The sequence below is a fragment of the Streptomyces sp. NPDC036764 genome, from assembly GCF_055609385.1.
Map to the genome: position 1 here is coordinate 174,841 of NZ_JBVJPT010000009.1, position 20,816 is coordinate 195,656.

18 protein-coding genes are annotated in these 20,816 nt (G+C 67.8%); 6 read left to right on the forward strand and 12 right to left on the reverse strand.

Features of this window, described 5'->3' with window-relative positions:
- Positions 1–79 precede the first annotated feature (79 nt).
- Together ACZ69Q_RS29325 and ACZ69Q_RS29330 are read right to left on the reverse strand one after the other, a co-directional pair.
- The gene (locus ACZ69Q_RS29325) at positions 80–844 is read right to left on the reverse strand and encodes a TIGR03936 family radical SAM-associated protein (protein WP_471047193.1); all 765 of its coding nucleotides are present in this window, start codon (positions 842–844) and stop codon (positions 80–82) included.
- A gap of 48 nt (positions 845–892) precedes the next feature.
- Positions 893–2,014, reverse strand: coding sequence for a hypothetical protein (locus ACZ69Q_RS29330; protein ID WP_471047195.1), 1,122 nt, complete (start codon positions 2,012–2,014; stop codon positions 893–895).
- Between the two features lie 609 nt (positions 2,015–2,623).
- Between ACZ69Q_RS29330 and ACZ69Q_RS29335 the strand changes: the two genes are divergently transcribed.
- Positions 2,624–3,658 (forward strand): hypothetical protein, encoded by a 1,035-nt coding sequence (locus ACZ69Q_RS29335; RefSeq protein WP_471047197.1) that lies wholly within the window; start codon positions 2,624–2,626, stop codon positions 3,656–3,658.
- An 8-nt stretch (positions 3,659–3,666) separates the two neighbouring features.
- On the opposite strand, the gene ACZ69Q_RS29340 is transcribed toward ACZ69Q_RS29335, so the two are convergent.
- Together ACZ69Q_RS29340 and ACZ69Q_RS29345 are read right to left on the reverse strand one after the other, a co-directional pair.
- A complete protein-coding gene (locus ACZ69Q_RS29340; RefSeq protein ID WP_471047199.1) occupies positions 3,667–5,046 on the reverse strand; it encodes a hypothetical protein in 1,380 nt (459 codons plus the stop codon).
- 233 nt (positions 5,047–5,279) lie between these two features.
- Positions 5,280–6,266, reverse strand: a complete 987-nt coding sequence (locus ACZ69Q_RS29345; RefSeq protein WP_471047200.1) for a polyphosphate kinase 2 family protein — start codon at positions 6,264–6,266, stop codon at positions 5,280–5,282.
- A gap of 299 nt (positions 6,267–6,565) precedes the next feature.
- Here ACZ69Q_RS29345 and ACZ69Q_RS29350 point away from each other — a divergent pair, with 299 nt between their 5' ends.
- Positions 6,566–7,402 (forward strand): enoyl-CoA hydratase/isomerase family protein, encoded by an 837-nt coding sequence (locus ACZ69Q_RS29350; protein ID WP_471047202.1) that lies wholly within the window; start codon positions 6,566–6,568, stop codon positions 7,400–7,402.
- A 78-nt stretch (positions 7,403–7,480) separates the two neighbouring features.
- Here the strand turns inward: ACZ69Q_RS29350 and ACZ69Q_RS29355 are convergent, their stop codons facing one another.
- The gene (locus ACZ69Q_RS29355) at positions 7,481–8,017 is read right to left on the reverse strand and encodes a winged helix-turn-helix transcriptional regulator (protein WP_471047203.1); all 537 of its coding nucleotides are present in this window, start codon (positions 8,015–8,017) and stop codon (positions 7,481–7,483) included.
- 109 nt (positions 8,018–8,126) lie between these two features.
- On the opposite strand from ACZ69Q_RS29355, the gene ACZ69Q_RS29360 reads away from it, so the two are divergent.
- The gene (locus tag ACZ69Q_RS29360) at positions 8,127–8,450 is read left to right on the forward strand and encodes a putative quinol monooxygenase (RefSeq protein ID WP_471047205.1); all 324 of its coding nucleotides are present in this window, start codon (positions 8,127–8,129) and stop codon (positions 8,448–8,450) included.
- A gap of 2 nt (positions 8,451–8,452) precedes the next feature.
- Here the strand turns inward: ACZ69Q_RS29360 and ACZ69Q_RS29365 are convergent, their stop codons facing one another.
- The 4 genes from ACZ69Q_RS29365 to ACZ69Q_RS29380 form a co-directional block, all read right to left on the reverse strand.
- The gene (locus tag ACZ69Q_RS29365; RefSeq protein WP_471047207.1) at positions 8,453–8,809 is read right to left on the reverse strand and encodes a carboxymuconolactone decarboxylase; all 357 of its coding nucleotides are present in this window, start codon (positions 8,807–8,809) and stop codon (positions 8,453–8,455) included.
- 144 nt (positions 8,810–8,953) lie between these two features.
- A complete protein-coding gene (locus tag ACZ69Q_RS29370) occupies positions 8,954–10,564 on the reverse strand; it encodes an MFS transporter (protein WP_471047210.1) in 1,611 nt (536 codons plus the stop codon).
- A gap of 125 nt (positions 10,565–10,689) precedes the next feature.
- On the reverse strand, positions 10,690–11,091 hold the full coding sequence (locus ACZ69Q_RS29375) for a hypothetical protein (RefSeq protein ID WP_471047212.1): 402 nt from the start codon (positions 11,089–11,091) through the stop codon (positions 10,690–10,692).
- Positions 11,092–11,541: 450 nt separating this feature from the next.
- Positions 11,542–12,087 carry a hypothetical protein gene (locus ACZ69Q_RS29380; RefSeq protein ID WP_471047215.1) on the reverse strand — a complete coding sequence of 182 codons (546 nt, stop codon included), beginning with the start codon at positions 12,085–12,087 and terminating at the stop codon, positions 11,542–11,544.
- 413 nt (positions 12,088–12,500) lie between these two features.
- Here ACZ69Q_RS29380 and ACZ69Q_RS29385 point away from each other — a divergent pair, with 413 nt between their 5' ends.
- Positions 12,501–13,079, forward strand: a complete 579-nt coding sequence (locus ACZ69Q_RS29385; RefSeq protein ID WP_471047217.1) for a hypothetical protein — start codon at positions 12,501–12,503, stop codon at positions 13,077–13,079.
- A complete protein-coding gene (locus ACZ69Q_RS29390) occupies positions 13,076–13,645 on the forward strand; it encodes a potassium channel family protein (RefSeq protein WP_471047219.1) in 570 nt (189 codons plus the stop codon). The genes ACZ69Q_RS29385 and ACZ69Q_RS29390 overlap by 4 nt, the downstream gene beginning before the upstream one ends.
- A 327-nt stretch (positions 13,646–13,972) precedes the next feature.
- On the opposite strand, the gene ACZ69Q_RS29395 is transcribed toward ACZ69Q_RS29390, so the two are convergent.
- A complete protein-coding gene (locus tag ACZ69Q_RS29395) occupies positions 13,973–14,788 on the reverse strand; it encodes a sulfite exporter TauE/SafE family protein (protein ID WP_471047222.1) in 816 nt (271 codons plus the stop codon).
- Positions 14,789–15,073: 285 nt separating this feature from the next.
- Here ACZ69Q_RS29395 and ACZ69Q_RS29400 point away from each other — a divergent pair, with 285 nt between their 5' ends.
- The gene (locus ACZ69Q_RS29400; RefSeq protein ID WP_471047225.1) at positions 15,074–15,724 is read left to right on the forward strand and encodes a DUF4328 domain-containing protein; all 651 of its coding nucleotides are present in this window, start codon (positions 15,074–15,076) and stop codon (positions 15,722–15,724) included.
- A 605-nt stretch (positions 15,725–16,329) separates the two neighbouring features.
- Here the strand turns inward: ACZ69Q_RS29400 and ACZ69Q_RS29405 are convergent.
- A complete protein-coding gene (locus tag ACZ69Q_RS29405) occupies positions 16,330–18,387 on the reverse strand; it encodes a restriction endonuclease (RefSeq protein WP_471047227.1) in 2,058 nt (685 codons plus the stop codon).
- A gap of 420 nt (positions 18,388–18,807) precedes the next feature.
- A complete protein-coding gene (locus tag ACZ69Q_RS29410) occupies positions 18,808–20,781 on the reverse strand; it encodes a TIGR03960 family B12-binding radical SAM protein (protein WP_471047230.1) in 1,974 nt (657 codons plus the stop codon).
- Between the last annotated feature and the right edge of the window lie 35 nt (positions 20,782–20,816).

Below are 20,816 nucleotides of genomic sequence, written 5' to 3' on the forward strand. Positions count from 1 at the left end.
GGTCGGTGCGCTGCCCGACCCAGGTGGCTCCCGAGTACGAGGGCTGCGCTTCGACGTACGTCCCTACGCGGAACCTTCCTTACGCCGGCGCCGTCGCGGCGGCAGCGGGCTCGGCCTCGGTTGGGGCCGTCGCTGCCTCGCGGTCGGGCGCGAGCGGGTCGGTCACCGTGCCGGTCTCTTCATCGAACAGCCCCTGCGCCAGCCTGGTCACCGCTGCGGGGACCGGCGGCGCCAGGTCGGCCACGGCGCGGAGACCGGACAGGACGTCGTCGGGTCGTACGGCAGGCGTCACGTGCCGAACAACCAGCCGCAGTATCGCACAGGGCTGGTCGGTCGGCCTATCAGCCGTTTCATTATGCGTTTCAAGTTGTGCGACCGCCGGGCGGGCGTCGAAGGTCCGGATGCCGTTCTTGGTCATCCGCTGGACCTCGACGGCCTCGGCGGCGTTGAAGGCGGCGACCGCCCTCTCGGCCTGCTCCGGTTCCACCCCGTCCAGCCGCAGCTCCCACACGGAAGCCGTCAGCCGGTCGGCGAGCCCGGATGTCCGCGCCTCGACGGCATCGATGATGTCGAGCCCGGGGGGCAGCGACTCGTCGAGGAGGACACGCAGCTTCTCCGGATCCCGCGCCTCGGTGAGCGCGATCTCCAGGTACTCCGCCTCACTGCCCGTGCCGGTGGGTGCGGCATTGGCGTACGACACCTTCGGATGCGGCGTGAACCCCGCCGAGTACGCCATCGGCACCTCGGCGCGGCGCAGCGCACGCTCGAAGGCGCGCTGGAAGTCACGGTGGCTGGTGAACCGGAGGCGGCCGCGCTTGGTGTAGCGCAGTCGGATGCGCTGCACCGCGGGTGCGGGCGGCGGGCCTTCGGGCTGTCGCTTGCCCAGTGTCGTTCAGTCCTTCGTGAGAGCGGTCGTACTACTACCAAGAGTACGTGTCTCGCGGCCCCGGGGTTCCCGCCCGGGCACGGCTTCACGCTCCCGGGACTCCCCGAACAGCATCCGCCGGAAGTCGGCGCGTGCCTGCCGCACCGACTCCCGGGCGGAGGCGATGGCCTGCCGGGTGGCCCGGCCCACACTGCGCGCGGCCTCGGCGGCGGGGCGTAGCACCGCGTCCCGCACGACGTGCCCGACGGGCGTGAGCACCGTCCGGTACACCCAGCGCACCGGCTCGACGAAGATCCATCGGAAGAGGTCCGCCAGGAACCGTCCGACGGCGAGCGAGATCCGTCCGGCGATCCGCCAGGCGTGCCCGAGGGCGTCCCAGATCTCCTTGCCGACGACGGCGAGCACCCGGCCGACGGGGGCGAGGACCCATCGGTACAGGGCCAGCGCGGGCAGCACGAACAGCACGCGCGCGACCCAGTACAGCGCGATGCCGATACCGGTGACGACGGTGGTCACAAGCCATACGACGCCCTTCGCGCACCAGGCGACGGCATGGCCGACCGGCGTCAGGATCCACTCGTACAGCCACAGGGCGGGTACGACGAGGAGGTACCGGGCCAGCCAGGCCACCGCGCCGAACACGCCGAGCCCGATGGCGGCGAGCACCGCGCCGAGCCCCTTGAGGACCCACATCACGGCGTGTCCGATGGGCGTGAGCACGCGCGCGTACAGCCACGCCAGCCCCGCCCCGATCCCCCGGGCCACCCACGCGCACGCGTGCCCGACGGGAGTCAGCACGTACCGGTACAGCCACACCAGGGGTATGACGAAGAGCACGTTCCCCAGCCGGGCGAGGCCCTTGGCGACCGGCACCACGACGTACCGCCACAGCGCCACGAACGGCCACACGAACACCGCCCGGCCGAGCCACAGCAGCGCCCGGCCCACCGGCCGCAGGACCGTGTCGTTCAGGAAGCGCCCGGCGACCACGAGTGCGTCCCACGCCATGCGCACCGGCACGACCAGTACGAGCACGACGATCCGCACGGGTATCCGGATCGCGACGACAAGACACCCCTCGGGCGCCGGGTGCTGCTGTTGCCGAGCCGGTGGCTTCTCAAGGTCCATATCGGTGTAGACGCCCAAGTCACCTGTCCGGATCCCGATGCCCGGTGATCGCCAGGGATCTTCCAGGACAACCCCGGGCGGGGGGCGAGGGGTTCGCATTGCGGGATGCGCGGAGCGGGTGAAGAGTGGACTTATAGGCCCGGGTCGGCCAACAGTTGATGCGGAACCGCGCAGAGCGCATCGGGAACCATCATGGCCAGAACCACTCGGCGATACTTCCTCCGCAGGGTCAACGCGTCTCTCCTGGCTGCGGCACTCGCACTGCCGGCCGGTGTGACGAGCGCGGTGGCGGCCCAGCAGGCGCCCGACGCGGGCAGCCCCGAGGCCCCCGTACAGGCGCCACCACCGCCACCACCGCCTCCACCCCCGCCTCCGTCTCCGCCCACCCCGACGCCGACGACAACGTCTCCGCCGGCTCCTCCTCCGCCGCCGCCCGAGCCCAAGCCTCCACCGCCCAAGCCTCCACCGCCCAAGCCGCCGCCCCCCGATGACCCACCGCCCGGTGACGAGGAACAGGAAGAGGACAAGGAACAGGAGCAAGAACCGGGAGAGGGAGAGGAAGAGAAGACGAAGGACCCGCCGTCGGAGCAGACGCAAGCGGTTGAAGACGTGACGACGACGCTCAGCGCGAAGCGCGAGGACGTACCCAAGGAGCTGACGGCGTCCGTCGACACAGTGACCGCGACGCTCCGGGCGGCCGAAGCCCCGGACACCACACCGCAGGACCGGGGAGCGGTCACCGACAGCGCGAAAGAACTGGCCTCGGCGCTGGAGGTCATCAGCGACGACGGCACGCCGGCCGAGGTACGGGAACAACTGACCACGCTCGTGCAGCAGGTGACCGCCACCCTGGAGGCCGGGCAGGCCCCCGACGTGCCTGCCGAGGACCGTTCGCGGCTCTTCGTCGTGATGAAGCGGATGACTGCCGAGTTCGGCCTGGTCGCCGATCCCCAGACGCCCCAGGGCGTGCGCGGGCCGACGATTGCGGCGATCACAGACACGACCGAAGCGGAGGAACAGGACAAGGGGAGTGACGAGACGGGCCTGACGATAAGTTCCTCAATGGGCCTTGTCAGTGACCGGCAGATACCCGAGAAGCAGCGGCAGAGGCTCGCGGAGATCACTGCGGAGGTCAGTCGGCTGATGAAACGGGCGACCGACCCCGAGGCCTCGCCGGAGGAACGGGCCGAAGCTCAGCGGGAGATGAACGACCGGTCCTCCCGGATGAAGGACGAGCAGGAGGAGGCCGCCTCGGCTCAGGAACCGCCGGACTCTCCGCTCGGGGAGGCCGCCGAAGTGTGCACCAACGCCGTGTTCGAGGCCGTTTCGCAGCGGGAACTCTCGAAGGGTCTGGAAGACGTGACGCCCTCGGCTTGGGACAGCACCGGGGTCAAGGACTTCTGGAAGGCCAGCGACGAGGGAAACAACATGCTCGACGTCCGCGCCCAGTTGGAGAACGACGAGCACACCCACGCCCCCTTCGAGGTCGCGCCGCTCATCACCGGGCTCGCCGAGATCGTGGAGGGCAATGACCTGATCGGGAAGCTCGGCGGAAAGCCGGCCGCCCACTGCCGACAGACGGCCGTGTACCTGCAGGAGAAAGGCATCACGACGGGGAGCTGGCTGCCGAGCGACGAGGGATAGGCCCCTCGTCACACACCGGCGGACTTCAGCAGTTCCGCCACGGGCACCTCCGCGTCGGCCCGAATGCTCGCGGCCCCGTACCTGTCCAACTCCGTTCGTTCTTCCCGCAGGGAGCCCTTTGCCTCCCAGAAACGAAGCGAGGAGATGGAGGAAACGGGCCGGACACCCGGCGACCAGCTCGTCGTCACGAACCGTGGTTTGCGTGTCACGTTGATGAGGTTGTTGTTGTGCCGGACGCGCCCGCTGTAGATGATCTGCTGTCCGCACAGCACCCACGAACAGTAATAGCGCTTGTCGCTTTCGTGCCACGTGTAGTGCGCCTCACTGAACTCGTCCACATCGAGCTTTCCCCGGTCCTTCCTCATGTAAGAGATCTGCACATTGACGCTGACCGTGTCGTATTCCGCTTCTCTGGGAAGTTGGAAGACGCGCCGGGTCGAGAACTCCTGCCCGACTTCAAGCCACTTGCCGGCGCCGTAGACGTGACTGCTGCTGATCGTGGTCTTCCTGAGATCACCGATGTAGAGCTCGGCCTCCCCCAGCGTGTTTCCCAACTCCCCGGCGGTCTCTCGCCACTCCTCCACCAATTCCGCGTCCCTGGGTACTTTGGAGTATGCGGCGGCCCTGCCCCGGACCGTGTAGATGTCATTGATGACATAGACGGGAATTCCGCCGGTGTTCTTCATGGAGAACGTCAGTGGCACATGGACGAACGGCAGCTTCCGATCCGCCCGCGCCGCCCCGAACTCCGCCTTCAAGGTGAGGTGCATGGGGGCCGCCGTCGGTTGGTACATGGTCGAGTAGGCCAGGCTGACACCGGTCAGGAGCGCGGTGGCCACCACGCCGGCCGCGAATCTCTTGGGCCACGGGACGCCTTTCCAGCATTTCGCCCGCACGAGAACGACGAGCGCCCACACCGACCAGGACCAAAGGGGCAGGAACATCAGCAGATAGGGCGTGTACTCCATCTCTTCGAGCCACATGAAGAGCAGGAGGCTGGACGTGGCCAGCGCGATGAGCACCCCGAGCAGCACGACAGCCCCGGAGAACCTGAACTGACGTCTCCCCCAGTAGTCGAGCACGGTCACCGCGGCCAGGCCCTGCACGAGGCCCGTCAGTACGAAGAGCACGCCGGTCATCCGTTGCGCGAAGGTGAGCGCCCCGCCGGCGTCCGGCCATCCGACGGCCGCGCTGAGCACCATGGACGCCAGCAGTCCGGCCATCATCAGCACGAGCGTCGTGTGTCTTCGCCAGGGGTGGTCCGGCCACGTGCCGCTGTCACCGCCGCGCCAGTAAATGGAGGTCGTGTCCTCCAGGTCCGTATCGTCCGGAAAGCCGAGATGGCGGAGAATCCTGCGCAGCTCCCCCACCGACCAGGCGCTGCCCACCGTCGCACCGCCCACGGTCACCCGGCGAAGACCACGACTGTCCGGTGCCTCGACGACGACCCATGGGCGGATGCTCATGCCACCAGGCTCGGACGCGGCCCACCCGAGCGCACCCGGGGCTACCCCGTTCGGCCGCCCCGGGACAGCAGGCCGATCGTGATGGCCAGTCCTGACTCTCGATGTGCTTCTGGGCCCGCCCGCGCGCCTCGTCGTTCCACGGCCCGGCCCTCCCGTCAGGAGCGCCCGTGCTTCTTCTTGCCCTTCTTGGCCTTCTTGCCTTCGGCGGCCGAGTCCGCGTACGGGTCGGGCGATGCGCCCTGCGGGGCCTGGCTCTCCAGCTCCCGTCTGACCTTGGCCAGGTCGCGACGGGTCCGGTTGCTGACGTGCGGGTACTGCGGATCGATGTCCATCAGGGTGTGCGCCAGCACGGCCGCGGCACACAGCCGCGCGAACCACTTGTGGTCGGCCGGGATGACGTACCAGGGCGCCCATGGGGTGCTGGTGGCGGACAGCATCTGCGAGAACGCCCGCTGATAGTCGTCCCACCTGGCCCGTTCACGGACGTCCGCCGCGGAGAACTTCCAGTTCCGCTCGGGAACGTCGATGCGCTTGAGGAAGCGGATGCGCTGCTCCTCCTTCGACAGGTTCAGGAACAGCTTGACGACCTTGAAGCCGTTGTCGGTGAGATAGCGCTCCCAGTCGTTGATCTCCCGGTAGCGCCGCCCCCACACGTCGGGGCCGCGCACCGCCTCCGGCAGCTTCTGCCGGGCGAGGTTCTCCGGGTGCACCCGGACCACCAGGACCTCCTCGTAGTGCGACCGGTTGAAGATCCCGATCTCCCCGCGTCCGGGCAGGCGGGAGGCGTAGCGCCACAGATAGTCGTGGTCGAGTTCCTCGTCCGAGGGCACCTTGAACGACGACACGCTCACGCCCTGCGGATTGACCCCGCTCATCACATGCCGGATCGTGCCGTCCTTGCCCCCGGCGTCCAGCGCCTGGAGGCACACCAGCACGCCGTAGGTGTCCTGGGCGGCCAGCCGCCGCTGGTAGTCCGCGAGCAGCTCGATGCCGTCCTGCAGCAGCCGCACGCCTTCCTTCTTCTTGCGGACGCCCGCCTTGTAGCCCGGATCGAAGTCCTCCGCCAGATGCACCTTCGTGCCGGGCTCGACCCGCAGGGGCCCGATGAAGTCCGCTATGCGCGCGGCCCTGTCGTCACCCATCGCCGGCTCGCCCCTTTCATCGCCTCGATCCTGCTCCGTCCGGCCCGCCGCGCGGTCTCGCGCCGTCCCAACAGCCGACCGCGGAAGGAGCTCCGGCGCTTCACCCTCCGAGGGTGGTTCGCCGAGGGGGGCGCCGCGGATGGTCCGCCGGGGATGGGTCGCCGAGGGCGCGCCGGTCGGGCGGGGAGTAGCGGCTCGGTACGCCCCGCCCGCTCACCGCGTAACCCCAGGCGGACCCTCGTACAGTGAAGTGAGCGGATCGCCCCGAACTCCATGGTGCTCGTCGTCAAGGAGTGATCATGAGCTTCGCCTACGCGTCGATCCACACCCGGCAGGAAGACGGTGTCCTGTTCGCCAACCTCTCCGCCGGTCCGCTCAATCTCATCGGCGTCGATCTCGTGCGCGACCTGGTCTCGCTCGTCGACACGCTGTACGGCGACCCCGGTGACGTGCGGGTCGTCGTCATCGAGAGCGCCTCGGCCGAGTACTTCTCGGCGCATGTGGATCTCACGGCGATCCCGCAGTACACGGCGGAGGCGGCGAAGGCCGGCGGCCCCGGAGACGCCTCGCTCGGCATGTTCCTGTACAGGCTGGCGCACGTCCCGGTGATCACCATCGCCAAGGTGCGCGGCCGGGCCCGCGGCGGCGGCAACGAACTCGCGCTGGCGTGCGACATGATCTTCGCGGCCCGTGAGAACGCGATCTTCGGGCAGTTCGAGTCCGGCACCGGAGCCATGCCCGGCGCCGGCGGAGTACAGCATCTGGCCCGCCGGCTGGGCCGGACCCGCGCCATCGAAGCCATCGCCGGCGCCGACGACTTCGACGCCGGCCTCGCCGAGCGCTACGGCTGGATCAATCGTGCCCTGCCCGACGCCGAACTGGACGGCTTCGTCGAGCGCCTGGCCAAGCGCATCGCCGGCTTCCCGCCCACCGGGGTCAGGACCGCCAAGCGCGCCATCAACGACCTCACGCTGCCGGCCCCGGCGAACGTACGCTCCGACGCGGCCACGTTCGTCGGCCTGGTCGGTCTGCCCGAGACCCGTGAACGCCTCGACCACCTGTCGGGCAGGGGCCTCCAGACGCCGGGTGACGTCGAGCGCGATCTCGGCAGGGCCGTGACGGAGTTCGGCGACTGAGCGTCAACCAGTGATCGGCTCGGGGCGAATGAGCGTCATCCGGTGATCAGCTCGGGGCGGCTGAGCGTCATCCGGTGATCAGCTCGGGGCGGGTGACGGGGTGACCGGTTCGAGGAGTCGGCGTGGGGTGTTGATCGCCCTGGACACGGGATCGGTGTCGGAGTCGGCCGGTTCGAATCCGGGTCCGGGTTCGAACCGGACCTCCGGGACCGGAACGGCCGAGCCGCAGTCCTCGCAGCGTCCCTCGGGGTCGAGCAGCCCTCCGTCCCGGTCGTGACGGAGGACGCGCTTCACTCCCGCGGGAGAGTAGAACGCGTCTCCCCAGTTCATCAGGGCGCGTACGACGGGCCACAGTTCGACGCCCTTGTCGGTCAGCCGGTACTCGACACCGGCACCCGCGTCCTCGTCACGGGTGAGCACGCCTTCCTGTACGAGGGACTTCAGCCGGTTGGCCAGTACGGCGCGCGGGATCTTGAGCTGGGTGGCGAAGTCCCCGAACCGACGCACACCGAAGAACGCGTCGCGGACGATGAGGAGCGTCCACCGCTCCCCCACGACTTCCAGGGTGCGCGCCAGCGAGCAGTTGCCGTCCGCGTAGGTGCTGGGGAGCGTCATGCGCCGATTCTACCCGCACCAGTTCACTCACTGAACCAAGCGTGCTACGTTCGTCCTCGATGGCAGTTCAGTCACTGAACTGCACACTGGAGCCCGTGGAGGCTGCCCCATGTACCAGTTCCTTGTGTCCTTCACCGTCCAGCCGGAGCACCGCGACGACTTCGTCCGGGCAGCCCGGCGGACCGCTCGCGACTCCCTGGCGAACGAGCCCGGCTCGCACCGGTTCGAGGTCATCGCGGATGAGGAGAACGCGGACGTCTTCTACCTGAACGAGGTCTACGAGGACGTCGAGGCGTTCGACGCGCACGCGAACGGCCCCTACTTCGCCGCGTTCTTCGCCGAGGCAGGCGCCTACGCCGAAGGCCCGACGTGGCTCATGCGCGGAAACGTCGTGGCCGACAAGACCACCGCCCCCGCCGATCTACGGCCGTGAGTTCAGGACCCGGTGCGGCTCTGGGCCTCCGCCTGAGCGATGGCCTCGGCCTCGCTCTCGGCCATCGCCAGCGTGACGCCGAACGCTTCGGCGATATGGCCCGCGGCCGACATCACGCGCGCCGTCCCCACCACGGGGGCGATCGCGACCAGCAGGTCCTGCAGGTGCTCGACGGTGAACTCGGCCTTGATCGCCGGGTTGATGTGGGCCAGGTAGGAGATCGCCGGTGCGTCCATGGCCACGAGTGCGGCGAGCCGGGAGAGGATGAGCGTGCGCTCGTCCATGTTGCAGTGCTCGAGGGAGTCGATCGTCATCGCGGCGATCGTGTCGAGTACGGGAGTCTCGGATGCAGTGGCCATGACAGGAACCGCCCTCCGGTGCTGTAGGAAGTTTCAACCGCGCCCACCCGCTCGACGCGGGAATCGCCCCTGGGTGTCCGGCGATTGCCCCTCAAGCGTAGGCGGCGTCCTGCGGCGGCGCGCGTCGAGCCGGAGGTGCCGTGCCTACGTGGAGCGGGGCTGGGTCGTCGGGATCCTCGACGTGAAGAACATCGCCAGGGCGCAGGCGAACCCGAGGATCGCGAGCGCGGCACGCAGGCCGTCCAGCCGGGCGTCGGCGTTGGCGTCCAGCGCGGCCTGAGCCACATCGTCGTCGACACCCGCCTCGTCGAGAGCGGACTTCAACTGATCGTCCGACAGGAAGGTCACACCGTCCTGGATCTCGACGGCCGCCTGATCCTTGACCTCGGCCGGGATCGCCGGATTCTGTTCGAAGCTGGTCAGGAACGAGGAGGCGAGCGCGGCGATCAGGATCGATCCGGCGAGTGCCGTACCGATCGAGGAACCGAGGTTGGTTACGGCGTTCTGGATGCCGCCGACCTCCGCGCTCTGCTCGTCCGGCACCGCCGAGACGGTGACCGAGCCCAGTTGGGACGCCAGCGCCCCGGTGCCCAGCCCGATCAGCAGGAACGGGATGGTCACGATCTCCGCCCCGGCGTCCGCGTCCAGCGCGGCAAGCAGGACCACCGCGCCGGCGAGCAGCGCGAGGATCCCGAGCCTGACCACCCGCCTCGGCGAGACGTCCGGGAGGAAGCGGGGGATCAGGGTCGCGGCCGCCAGCAGGGTCAGGGAGAGCGGCAGGAGGCGGGCACCGGTCTCCAGCGCGGACAGGCCGAGCGCGATCGACAGATAGAGGGGTACGACGAAGAACACGCCCATCAGGACGAGGTACTGGAAGAAGAACATGGTCAGGCCGCCGGTGAACTGCCTGATGTGCAGCAGCGCCGGGTCGATGAGCGGATCCCTGTGCCGCTCCACGAGGCGGGCCTCCCAGGACAGGAAGAGCCGGATCAACAGCACGCCCGCCAGCATCAGCCACACGACCGGCGAGATCCCGAGCCACACAGGCGCGTCGGGCTTCGGCCGGAACCAGCCCCACTCGTCCGAGCGGAGGACGCCGTAGACGAAGACCCCGAGCCCGAGGGCGCACAGGGCGGCGCCGACGAGGTCGATTCGCGGGCGCTCGCGGCTCACGGCGTCGGAGATGTTTCGGGCGAACACCAGAATGCCGGACACCACCAGGACCTCACCGGCGAACACCCAGCGCCACGACAGATATGTCGTGGCCAGGCCTCCGATGAGGGGCCCGAGCGCGATCGCCACGGCGCCCGCGGCCGCGACGAGTCCGTAAGCGGCGGGTCGTCGCTCGACCGGGAAATTGCCGGCCACCAGCGCCACGATCGATGGCAGGATGAGTGCGGCCCCGATGCCCTCCAGGAAGGACCAGCCGAGCAGCAGCACCGGCAGGTTCGGCGCGAGCGCCGTGACGAGGGAACCGCATCCGTAGATGCAGCAGCCGATCATGAAGGCGCGTCTGCGGCCGATCAGTGTTCCGACCTTGCCGCCCGGGATCATGAACATCGCCATCACGAGCGTGTAGGCGGTGATGGCGCCCTGAATCCCGGTCACCGTGGTGCCCACGTCGTCGGCCACCGCTGAGATGGAGACGTTCATGACGGAGCTGTCGAGCGCCATCAGGAACTGACCGGCCGCCAGTGTCCACAGGACGAGCCCCGCCTTTGCCGAACCCTCAGCCGTGCCAGTCCTGGACGTCATGGCCGAAGCATTGCCCCCATCCAGGCCCGGATCCTTGACCCACGACAGAGTTCAGCCGCTCGGCGCACAGCGACTTCTTGCCGGTCGGGCCGATCAGGATGTGACCGGACCTGCGGGACTGATGCTCAGGAGCCGGCAGTGCGGTCGAAGCTGGTGATGTTGAGCTTGATGCCCTTCACGCTCTTGAGCGTCGTGGGGTACTCACCGCGGGCGGTCTGGCCGGGTTGCACGTCGGTCTCCAGTTGAGAACCGTTCGCCAGTCGTGTGCCGCCGGCGTCGACCGCCTCCCAGTCCCACGAGTAGTCGGACTTCTCACTGCTGCTGTTCTTGATCGTCCAAACGACCCAGATATTGGTGAGACCGGCCGTTGAGCGGTCGTCGAGCTGGAAACTGATGAGGTCCGCTCGTTCGCCCTGCGCTTCCTGCGGCGTTTCCCCGGTGGTGGCCTGACTGGGCGCGGGCGTGGTGCCCTCGTCGTCATTCCCCAGCGTGATCACCAGCGCGATCACGACGATGCCGATGACCACGGCCAGGGCGCCGGCGCACCCCCAGAGGCAGGCACGGCCCCGCGGTCCCTTCTGCGGCGGCCCAGCAGGAGACGCCCACTGCCCGGAAGAGGGCGAGCCATCGCCTGGTCTCCCCCACCGAGGCCCGTTCCCCGGCGGCTCACTCGCTGGCATGTCGGCTCCTCCGTAGCGGCTATCGCCACGCTAGGAAGCCAGGAGCACTCCTCGCGAACCGAGAGCAGCCACTCGGGCGACAGCCGCCTCCACCTCCGAGTTGGCCCACCTCAGTGGGAGTGGCCGCTCGCGGCAGGCGCCGGGCCGGCGTTCTGACCGTCAGGGGCAGCGGCTTCTTCCCGGTCGGGGCGATCTGGATGTGGGTGTCCACCTGCGGGCTATAGCCAACAACGACCGGCGCTTCGGAAGTGGCGCTACGTTCGCCGCATCAAGCTGCTTCAGCCTCCATGGACCTGTTCAGTACCGCAATGCGTCGCGGACCTCGGCGGTCACCGTGCCGGTCAGGTCGCGGTTGCTCCGAGCTGTGGCTTTGGCGGTCTTGCCTGCGGCGACCTGGGAGACGTCGAGGACGACCACGTCGGCCAAGTTGCCCGACTGGTCCTTGAAATTGACCACGATGATGTAGCTCCTCGACTTCGAGTCGTGGTTGGCGATGGTCACCGGGACCTCTGCCTTGCCGTCGGAGTCCGTCGCGACGCTGCCCAGGGTGACGTCCGACTTGGCGTCCAGGCCGCCCTTCACCTCATTCAGCGCAGACGAGGCAGCCGCCTCCGCGGAAGCGGCCGCAGTAGCCACCGCGGACGCTGCCGCGCTGCTGGCCGCAGAAGCAAGCTCGGACGCCCCGGACTTCACAACAGAAGCCGCCGAGGAAGCGGGAGAGCTCGGCGACTCGTCGTCGGACGAGCAGCCGGTCAGACCGGCCCAGCCAAGCATGACGGCCACCCCGACAACAGCACATCGGTTGGTCTGGCGCTCCATGGCTTCTCCCACCTCGTCGGCCATTTCCGTCCAGCGTCAGCCAACCCGGCCAGCCGTACCAGCAGGACGCGGCACAAGGGTGACGTAGCTGACGACGGCTCTGGCAGCGACGGCGGCACTCGGACACCCGGGCCTGCTGACCTGAGCCTTCGGGTGTGGAAGCCGAGCGCCCGCAGCGCCGTGGATGTGCCGCTGTCGGCCAGGGCGCCCAGCCCGGCAGCCCCGGGCACACCGAGGTCACCCAGTCGGGTGAAGATGAGCACGGCGTCGATCAACGCGAGAAGCACCCGGCCGAGCCGCCACGCTCGAACCCGTGCATGATCGATAGAGCGACGGGCTTCTGAACAGCTAAAATGACACAGCAAGCCCATCGAGCAGGCGCGGTTGTGCCCTCAGCCAGGTCCTGATGTCGGCCCCTCGGCTGCGAAGGACTCCCCATGACGTCGGAGACCACCTCGGTCGCGCAATCCGGGCAGGAAGCGGTAGTCATCGCCAGCTTCGACAACCGCCATCGCGCCGAACGCATGCTGGTGTCGCTCGGGCGAGGCTTCCGCAGGAAGGCCCGCACCGGCGGCACGACTGCTGTGGTGATCAGAGGAAACGCCGACGGCTCGCTGAGGGTGACTCAGTCTCGCGTGCTGACGGCCAACGGTTTCGTGAACGCCCTGTTCCGCATCTCCCTCGCGTGGATGGTCGGATTCATGGGTCTGTTCGCCACGCTGAAAGGGGCAAGGGTCGGGGCCCACGCCGCTGGAGTGCACAAAGGTCACGTCGGATCCAACGCGCAGCAAGCCCACAGGATCCTCGCGGAAGCCGGCCCCGATGCCGCCATCACGCTGATTCGCTGCAAGGACACGGACACACGGCAGATGGTCGCCGCTGCAGCGGCCGAACGTGCGAAAGAGAGCTGGGATGGCCCGCTCACAGCGTTTCTCGCCACCCTCGACCCCGGTAGTGCTCACGATTGGCTGCGCGCCGCTGTCGGTGAGCCCTCCCCCACACACCGCGACCCGTGACTGACAGCGCCGGCCGCAGGCTGGACACCCGACGTGAGGCCAGACCCCCGCGCCGCATGATCGTGCGGGTTGTTCTGCGGATCGTGGGATCCGCCACCGCGCTGGTGACCTTGTACTTCCTGCTGCCCCTGGACCACTCCTCGGCCTGGTTCGCCGTCACGATGCTGGTGGTCGGGCTGATGGTGTTCACCGGCTTGGTCGCGTTTCAGGTGCGCTCGATCTTCCGGTCACCGTTCCCGGGACTGCGGGCCGTCGAAGCCCTGACCACCAGTGTTCCGTTCTTCCTGCTGCTGTTCGCCGGCACCTATGTCGTCATGGCGGCAATGTCGGCCAGCAACTTCGGCGAGCCACTGACGCACACCGACGGGTTGTACTTCGCCGTGACCGTCTTCGCGACGGTCGGGTTCGGTGACGTCACGGCCAAGAGCGAGGCGGCTCGGCTCGTGGTCACCGGGCAGATGATCGCTGATCTCGTCATCCTCGGACTCGCGATCAAGATCATCATGGGCGCTGTCGGTCGGAGCCGACAACCGGGAGGCGCCTCCGGCGCACAGCCCTCCGAGTAGATCTCCCACGACGATGCCGGTCGATGCGGCGGGCCCGGCCGGGAAGCCCCGACCGAAGCCAGCACCGCAGACGCCTCGTCCTCACTCGCCCCCGCCAAGGCCTCCATCACCCGAGCGAGGGCCTCGCCCACATCAGTGCAAGTGACCACTCGAAGCCGGCGTCGGACCAGCGTTCTTGACCGTAAGAGGCAGCAGCTTCTTCCCGGTCGGGCCGATCTGGATGTGGGTGTCCATCTGCGGGCATGCTCGGAACTACAGAACAGCGCCGTCGAGTCGATGAGAGGTCTGCCTTTCCGGGCCTGCACCGGCGCTCGCCTGCGCTGCCTGTCAGTCATGACGAGCGAGCTTGATCGCGGACACGAGCAGAATCACGGCCAGTACTGGAATCAGCACCGCGTCCGAGAACACGCCCAGCAGCAGTCCGCCCAGCAGTGCGCCTGCGATCGAGCCGGCGGCCATGACCATGGTGAAGCGGAGGTTGGCGCCCAACACGGCGAAGCTTCCGTCTCGGCTGTAGCGGGCGAACGCGACCAGCATGGTCGGCAGGGACACCAGCAAGGACAGGCTTCCGGCCAGCTTGATGTCCGCGCCGAACAGCAGCACGATCGTCGGGATCAGCAACTCGCCCCCGGCGACACCCATGATCGCGGCGACCACGCCGATACCGAACCCCGCGACGATCCCGCTCGGTACCTGGGCCCAGAGCGGCAGGTCGAGCGTCCCCAGGGCGGTGCTGTGTGTGATCAGCAGGGCAGCGGCCATGAGAACCATCAGGGCTGCGAGCACCTTGTAGAGCGTTGAGCTGCGCATCCGCACCGCCCACGTGGCCCCGGCCCAAGCACCGAGCAGACTGCCGGCCAAAAGGTTGGCTGCGATGGTCCAGTGCGCGCCCAGCTCGGATGCCGGCACTGCTGCCAGACGGGCGGGCAGCGCGACCAGGACCACGACCAGGCTCATCGCCTTGTTCAGGATGACCGCTGAGAGCGCGGCGAACCCGAACAGGCTGATCAGCAGCGGGAGCCGAAATTCCGCGCCGCCCAGACCGATCATCCCGCCCAGCACGCCAACAGCCCCTCCGGCAACGAACGCCAGCGGCATGGAGTGTGTCGAGCGCTGGCGGATCAGGTCGCTGTCGGTGGTCATGACGGGCATCCTCACTGACGGCACGCCATAGCCGCTACGGCGCGGCTCCACTCTCGGGGGATGCCACCCGGCATCCGCTTCCGACTCGTCGGCTCCTCTGAACCCGCTGGTCTGCTCCCGGCGTCGGGCAGGCTTTGACGAGACCTTCTGAAGCATGCAGCACAGGGAGCAGCACAGCCGCCGCCGGGCTCACGAGTTGGGGCTGTGGCATCCGCCCACCTGGGAGTTAAGATCCGCTGCCGACCTGCGGGAAGTCCGAACAGGCGGCCTTCCAGGGGGTGTGAGGTGGCTGAAGCAGTTACATTGCCGCGCGGGCAGGCCCGGCTTGCTTCCGGCGTCCTCGCCACGTTCGCACTGGTGACCCTCGCGGCCGGGCTGGCAGCATGGCAGAAGTATCAACTGCTAGCGGGGCCGCTGACGCCAGGGCCGTATGTCGACAACCCGTTGGTCGAGGTCGACACGTACTTCAGAAACCTGATGGGCTGGCGGACAGGACTGCTCCTTGTGGCCCTGCTTCAGTTCAGCATCTGGCTCGCCAACATGCGTGACGTCGCGGATGTGCTCTGGCGGCAGGGACAGCGTCGGCGCAGGATGTGGCTGGTCTTCGGCTGGGTGATACCGCTGGCGCAGCTCTTCGTACCCAAGATGTTCATCAACGACCTGTGGGCTGCCAGCCGCCCGGAACCGCAGCGTCGTCGCGGACATCCTCTGCTCACGGCATGGTGGCTGTCCGTCCTCGTCGCGGCGAATGCGTACAGCGATGCATCCGCGGATCTGAAGAAGGCGGTCAATGCGGGCCAGGCTCGTCATTCCCTACGGCAACTGATGATCAGCGATGGTCTGTACATCTGTGCCGCTGCGCTATCGATCGTCGTCGTCTGGCAGCTCATTCGCAGGTTGGAACGCGCCTCGGCGATGACGCCCGCTGAGGTCTGACCGACGGGCCAAGCGAGATCCTGAGGACCCCTGGGCGTTTGCGTGTCCACGCGATCCGTGGCGCGTCGTTGGTCAGGATCTGATTTGGGGGAGTGATCGCGATGTACGCCGCCATAGACGTCGCGCGACTCCATCCAGCAATCACCATCCTGGATATCAACTTGCCAAAGGCAAGCTGAGCCGACCGTTCAGGCAGCTCACCGGCGCAGGACAGCATTGAGCCCCCTCTGTATCGAGAGGGGGCTCAACATCGCCATACGGGACCTCACCGAGGTCTGAGCACTCGGACCCACTCGACCTCTGAGTGGATGCCCGCGGGCTCTGCGGGGCCTGGCAGAGGCGTGACAGGCCCTCGCCGTGGCACTGACTCTCGAAGACTAGAAGCCGCGACAGCAGCCAGCGCAGCGGCCACCTCTTCCTCGCGAGCCCCCGCCAGGGCCGCAATCACCCGATCGAGAGCCTCGCTCACCTCAGTGGGAGTGACCGCTAGGCGCCGGCGCCGCGTTCTTGACCGTCAGAGGCAGCAGCTTCTTCCCGGTCGGGCCGATCTGGATGTGGGTGTCCATCTGCGGGCACGCCCTGAACTACACAGAGCGTGGGTGGTGCTACTCCACCTCGATGCCGTAGTCCTGGAGGAGCTGTTCCAGACCCCGCGAGTAGCCCTTTCCACCGAGGACGAAGTCCCAGTCACCGCTCGGCCGGTGCCGGAAGGAGCCCAGCACCAGAGCTGTCTCCCCGGAGCGGCCATCGGAGACGTCAAGTCGGCCGAGCTCCACCCTTGCCGGATCCAGCAGCCTGATACAAGCGTCGGTGAAGCCTGACAGGTCCGCGTCCGGGTTCACCTCTGGGTCAACAGCAGCCACGACCACGAACCGATCAGCTTCCTGAGGGAGCGCGTCAAAGGAAACACGAATAGCTGCCTTGTCCGGCGCCCGCGCCGGCACTGCTCGCACCGAACCATCCGGAGTCTGGGGGTTGTTGAAGAACACGAAGTGCTCTTCGCTCAGAACCCGGCTACCGCGACATACGAGCGCGCACACGTCCAAAGCGACATTCCCCGACCACGTCATACCCAACACGTTGTAGTCGTCAGTCGGGGTTGCTGACCCGGACGGCGCCGTTTGCGTAGGAGCCGCTCGCCCTCCCTCCCCCAGACGGCCACGTAGCCCGTGCCTGTGCAGCAGATCGACAAGCTCACTACCAGAGATGAGCTCCAGAGGCTTACCGCGGGCGAACGTGTGCGAACCGGGTCCGAAAGCCGAGGTGGTCACCAGAACGCCCTTGTTGGCGCCACGGTCCTGGACCGTGCCGTACAAGTCACGCACAGCAGTAGGCGGCACCGTTGCCCGGTAGCGCTTCACCTGTACGACGATCTTGCCGCCCCGGATGGGAGTCGGGTCCAGGGCGTCGACATCAACGCCTCCGTCGTTCGAGCGCTCAGTCGTCACCGCCTGCATCCCCATCGCACGGAACAGCTCCGCGACCAGCGACTCGAAGGCGATCGGATCCATGTCGTACAGATCCGGTTCCTCATCCCCGCCATGCGTGACGACGTGATTGCCGACGTCCCGAGGCTGACGGCTCGGCCGCACCGAGGTGAGCTGATCGGGGCGAGTGGCGAGCTGTCCGCGCAAAGCGTCGGTCAGACAACTGACGGGATCCACCTGCTCCAGATGCAGCTCGGTGAAGCCCGACCGTCCAGCCATAACGGTCGCCAGAAAAATGTGCGACTGCCTCCCCGTCGCCGGGTCCGGCGCGTCCACGAAGCCGTTCAAGGCGACCGAGTCGAGGATGCCGTACTCATCCGCGGCGAATAGCTGGTGCAACACCAGCAGCATGCTCTGCGCCAGCACCTCTCGGTACAACGCCCGACGCTGGGTCACCGGACGAGCGGTCTCCTTGTCCTGGTCCTGAGAGGGGACGTACCTCACCGACTTCGCCTCAGGCACGACGTCGTACGTGGGCATCTCCCAGTCCAGGACGAGTTGTCGGGCCGCTGGGTCAAAGGCTGCCGCAACCTGCCGCGGGAACCCATCAGGCCAGGCAGTCGACGAGTACAGCGCGGCCGAGAAGTACTCGATCACGGAGTCCGGCTCGCCTCGCCTCACCCCCGCGGTCACCTCGACAATGCCGCCGTTGTGCCGACGTATCTCCGACCGCTGAGCCTCCGCCCCTCGCGCATACTCCTGCTGTGCGGCCGCTAACTGCTGCTGCCGCTGCGCTTCGGCAGCCTGCGCCGCGTGCCAGTCACGTTCGAAATGAGCCCGCGCCTCGGCTTGAGCTTGTGCACGCCGACTTGCGGTCCAGCCTCCCTGCGCCTGGTACTGGCTCTGATCCGGCATACGCACAGGCCACGCAAGCGGCCCTGGATCGAACGGTGCAATCTCTTCCGGGCGCATCAGGGACGACGCTCTGAAGACCGGGGCATGGCAACCAGCGACCAGCAGTCCTTGTAGGGACACGACCTGGGCTTCGATCTCCTCCGTACGCCGCCTGGCCTCCGCCTGCCGAAACTCTCGATGCCCCTGAGCAGCGAGCCGCTGATAAGCCCGCGCCTGCCGAGCTTCCTCCCTGCGCTGTCTCGCCTCAGCTTCCATCTGGCGCTGTTGCTGACGCTGCATCTCAGCCCAGACGCCGACCAAACCAGCAGAGCGACGACTCATGCGCTACCTGCCCTCCCCAGGGACGTCGGCACCGCCGACCAAACCTGGTTGCCCCCGCAACCAGTAGTAACAATCCGACTTTATCCAGTAATCATCATCCTGGATATCAACTTGCCAAAGGCAAGCTGAGCCGACCGTTCAGGCAGCTCACCGGCGCAGGACAGCATTGAGCCCCCTCTGTATCGAGAGGGGGCTCAACATCGCCGTACGGGACCTCACCGAGGTCTGAGCACTCGGACCCACTCGACCTCTGAGTGGATGCCCGCGGGCTCTGCGGGGCCTGGCAGAGGCGTGACAGGCCCTCGCCGTGGCACTGACTCTCGAAGACTAGAAGCCCCGACAGCAGCCAGCGCAGCGGCCACCTCTTCCTCGCTCGCCCCCGCCAAGGCCTCCATCACCCGAGCGAGGGCCTCGCCCACCTCAGTGGGAGTGACCGCTCGGCGCCGGCGCAGCGTTCTTGACCGTAAGAGGCAGCAGCTTCTTCCCGGTCGGGCCGATCTGGATGTGGGTGTCCATCTGCGGGCACACCCCACAGTCGAAGCACGGCGTCCACCGGCAGTCCTCGACCTCGGTCTCGTCGAGGGCGTCCTGCCAGTCCTCCCAGAGCCAGTCCTTGTCGAGGCCGGAGTCGAGGTGGTCCCAGGGGAGGACTTCCTCGTAGGTGCGCTCGCGCGTGGTGTACCAGTCGACGTCCACGCCGTACGGCTCCAGCGCCTTGTCCGCACAGCTCATCCAGCGGTCGTACGAGAAGTGCTCGCGCCAGCCGTCGAAGCGGCCGCCGTCGTCGTAGACCGCGCGGATGACGGCGCCGATACGACGGTCGCCGCGGGACAGCAGGCCCTCGACGATGCCGGGCTTGCCGTCGTGGTAGCGGAACCCGATCGAGCGGCCGTACTTCTTGTCGCCGCGGATCTTGTCGCGGAGCTTCTCCAGGCGCGCGTCCGTCTCCTCGGCGGAGAGCTGCGGCGCCCACTGGAAGGGGGTGTGGGGCTTGGGGACGAAGCCGCCGATGGAGACCGTGCAGCGGATGTCGTTCGAGCGCGACACCTCGCGACCCTTGGCGATGACGTTCATCGCCATGTCGGCGATCTGGAGCACGTCGTCGTCGGTCTCCGTCGGCAGGCCGCACATGAAGTACAGCTTCACCTGGCGCCAGCCGTTCCCGTACGCCGTCGCGACGGTCCGGATCAGGTCCTCTTCGGAGACCATCTTGTTGATGACCTTGCGCATCCGCTCGCTGCCGCCCTCGGGGGCGAAGGTCAGGCCGGAGCGGCGGCCGTTCCTGGTCAGCTCGTTCGCCAGGTCGACGTTGAAGGCGTCCACGCGGGTGGAGGGGAGGGAGAGGCCGATCTTGTCTTCCTCGTAGCGGTCCGCCAGACCCTTGGCGATGTCGCCGATCTCGCTGTGGTCCGCCGAGGACAGGGACAGCAGGCCGACCTCCTCGAAGCCCGTCGCCTTCAGGCCCTTCTCGACCATCTCGCCGATGCCGGTGATGGAACGCTCACGCACCGGGCGGGTGATCATGCCGGCCTGGCAGAAGCGGCAGCCTCGCGTGCAGCCGCGGAAGATCTCCACCGACATGCGCTCGTGCACCGTCTCGGCCAGCGGGACCAGCGGCTGCTTGGGGTAGGGCCACTCGTCGAGGTCCATGACCGTGTGCTTCGACACGCGCCACGGGACACCGCTCTTGTTCGGTACGACACGGGCGATACGGCCGTCCGGGAGGTACTCGACGTCGTAGAACGCCGGGATGTAGACCGCGCCGGTCTTCGCCAGGCGGAACAGGACCTCCTCGCGGCCGCCCGGCCGCCCCTCGGCCTTCCACTCGCGGATGATCCGCGTCATGTCGAGCACGGCCTGCTCGCCGTCACCGATGACGGCGGCGTCGATGAAGTCGGCGATCGGCTCGGGGTTGAAGGCCGCGTGGCCGCCCGCGAGGACGATCGGGTCGTCGATCGTACGGTCCTTGGACTCCAGCGGGATCCCGGCCAGGTCCAGGGCAGTGAGCATGTTCGTGTAGCCCAGCTCGGTGGAGAAGCTGAGCCCGAACACGTCAAAGGCGCGAACCGGCCGGTGGCTGTCCACGGTGAACTGCGGGACGCGGTGCTCCCGCATCAGGGCCTCCAGGTCCGGCCACACGCTGTACGTGCGCTCGGCGAGGACGCCCTCCTGCTCGTTGAGTACCTCGTAGAGGATCATGACGCCCTGATTGGGCAGCCCGACCTCGTAGGCGTCGGGATACATGAGCGCCCAGCGGACGTCGGAGGACTCCCACGGCTTGACCGTGGAGTTGAGTTCTCCGCCGACGTATTGGATCGGCTTCTGCACATGCGGGAGCAGCGCTTCGAGCTGCGGGAACACGGACTCGGCGACCGCAGCGGCTTCGGCAGGCATCTCGCGAACCTTCGTGAGCTGGACGGAACTGACAG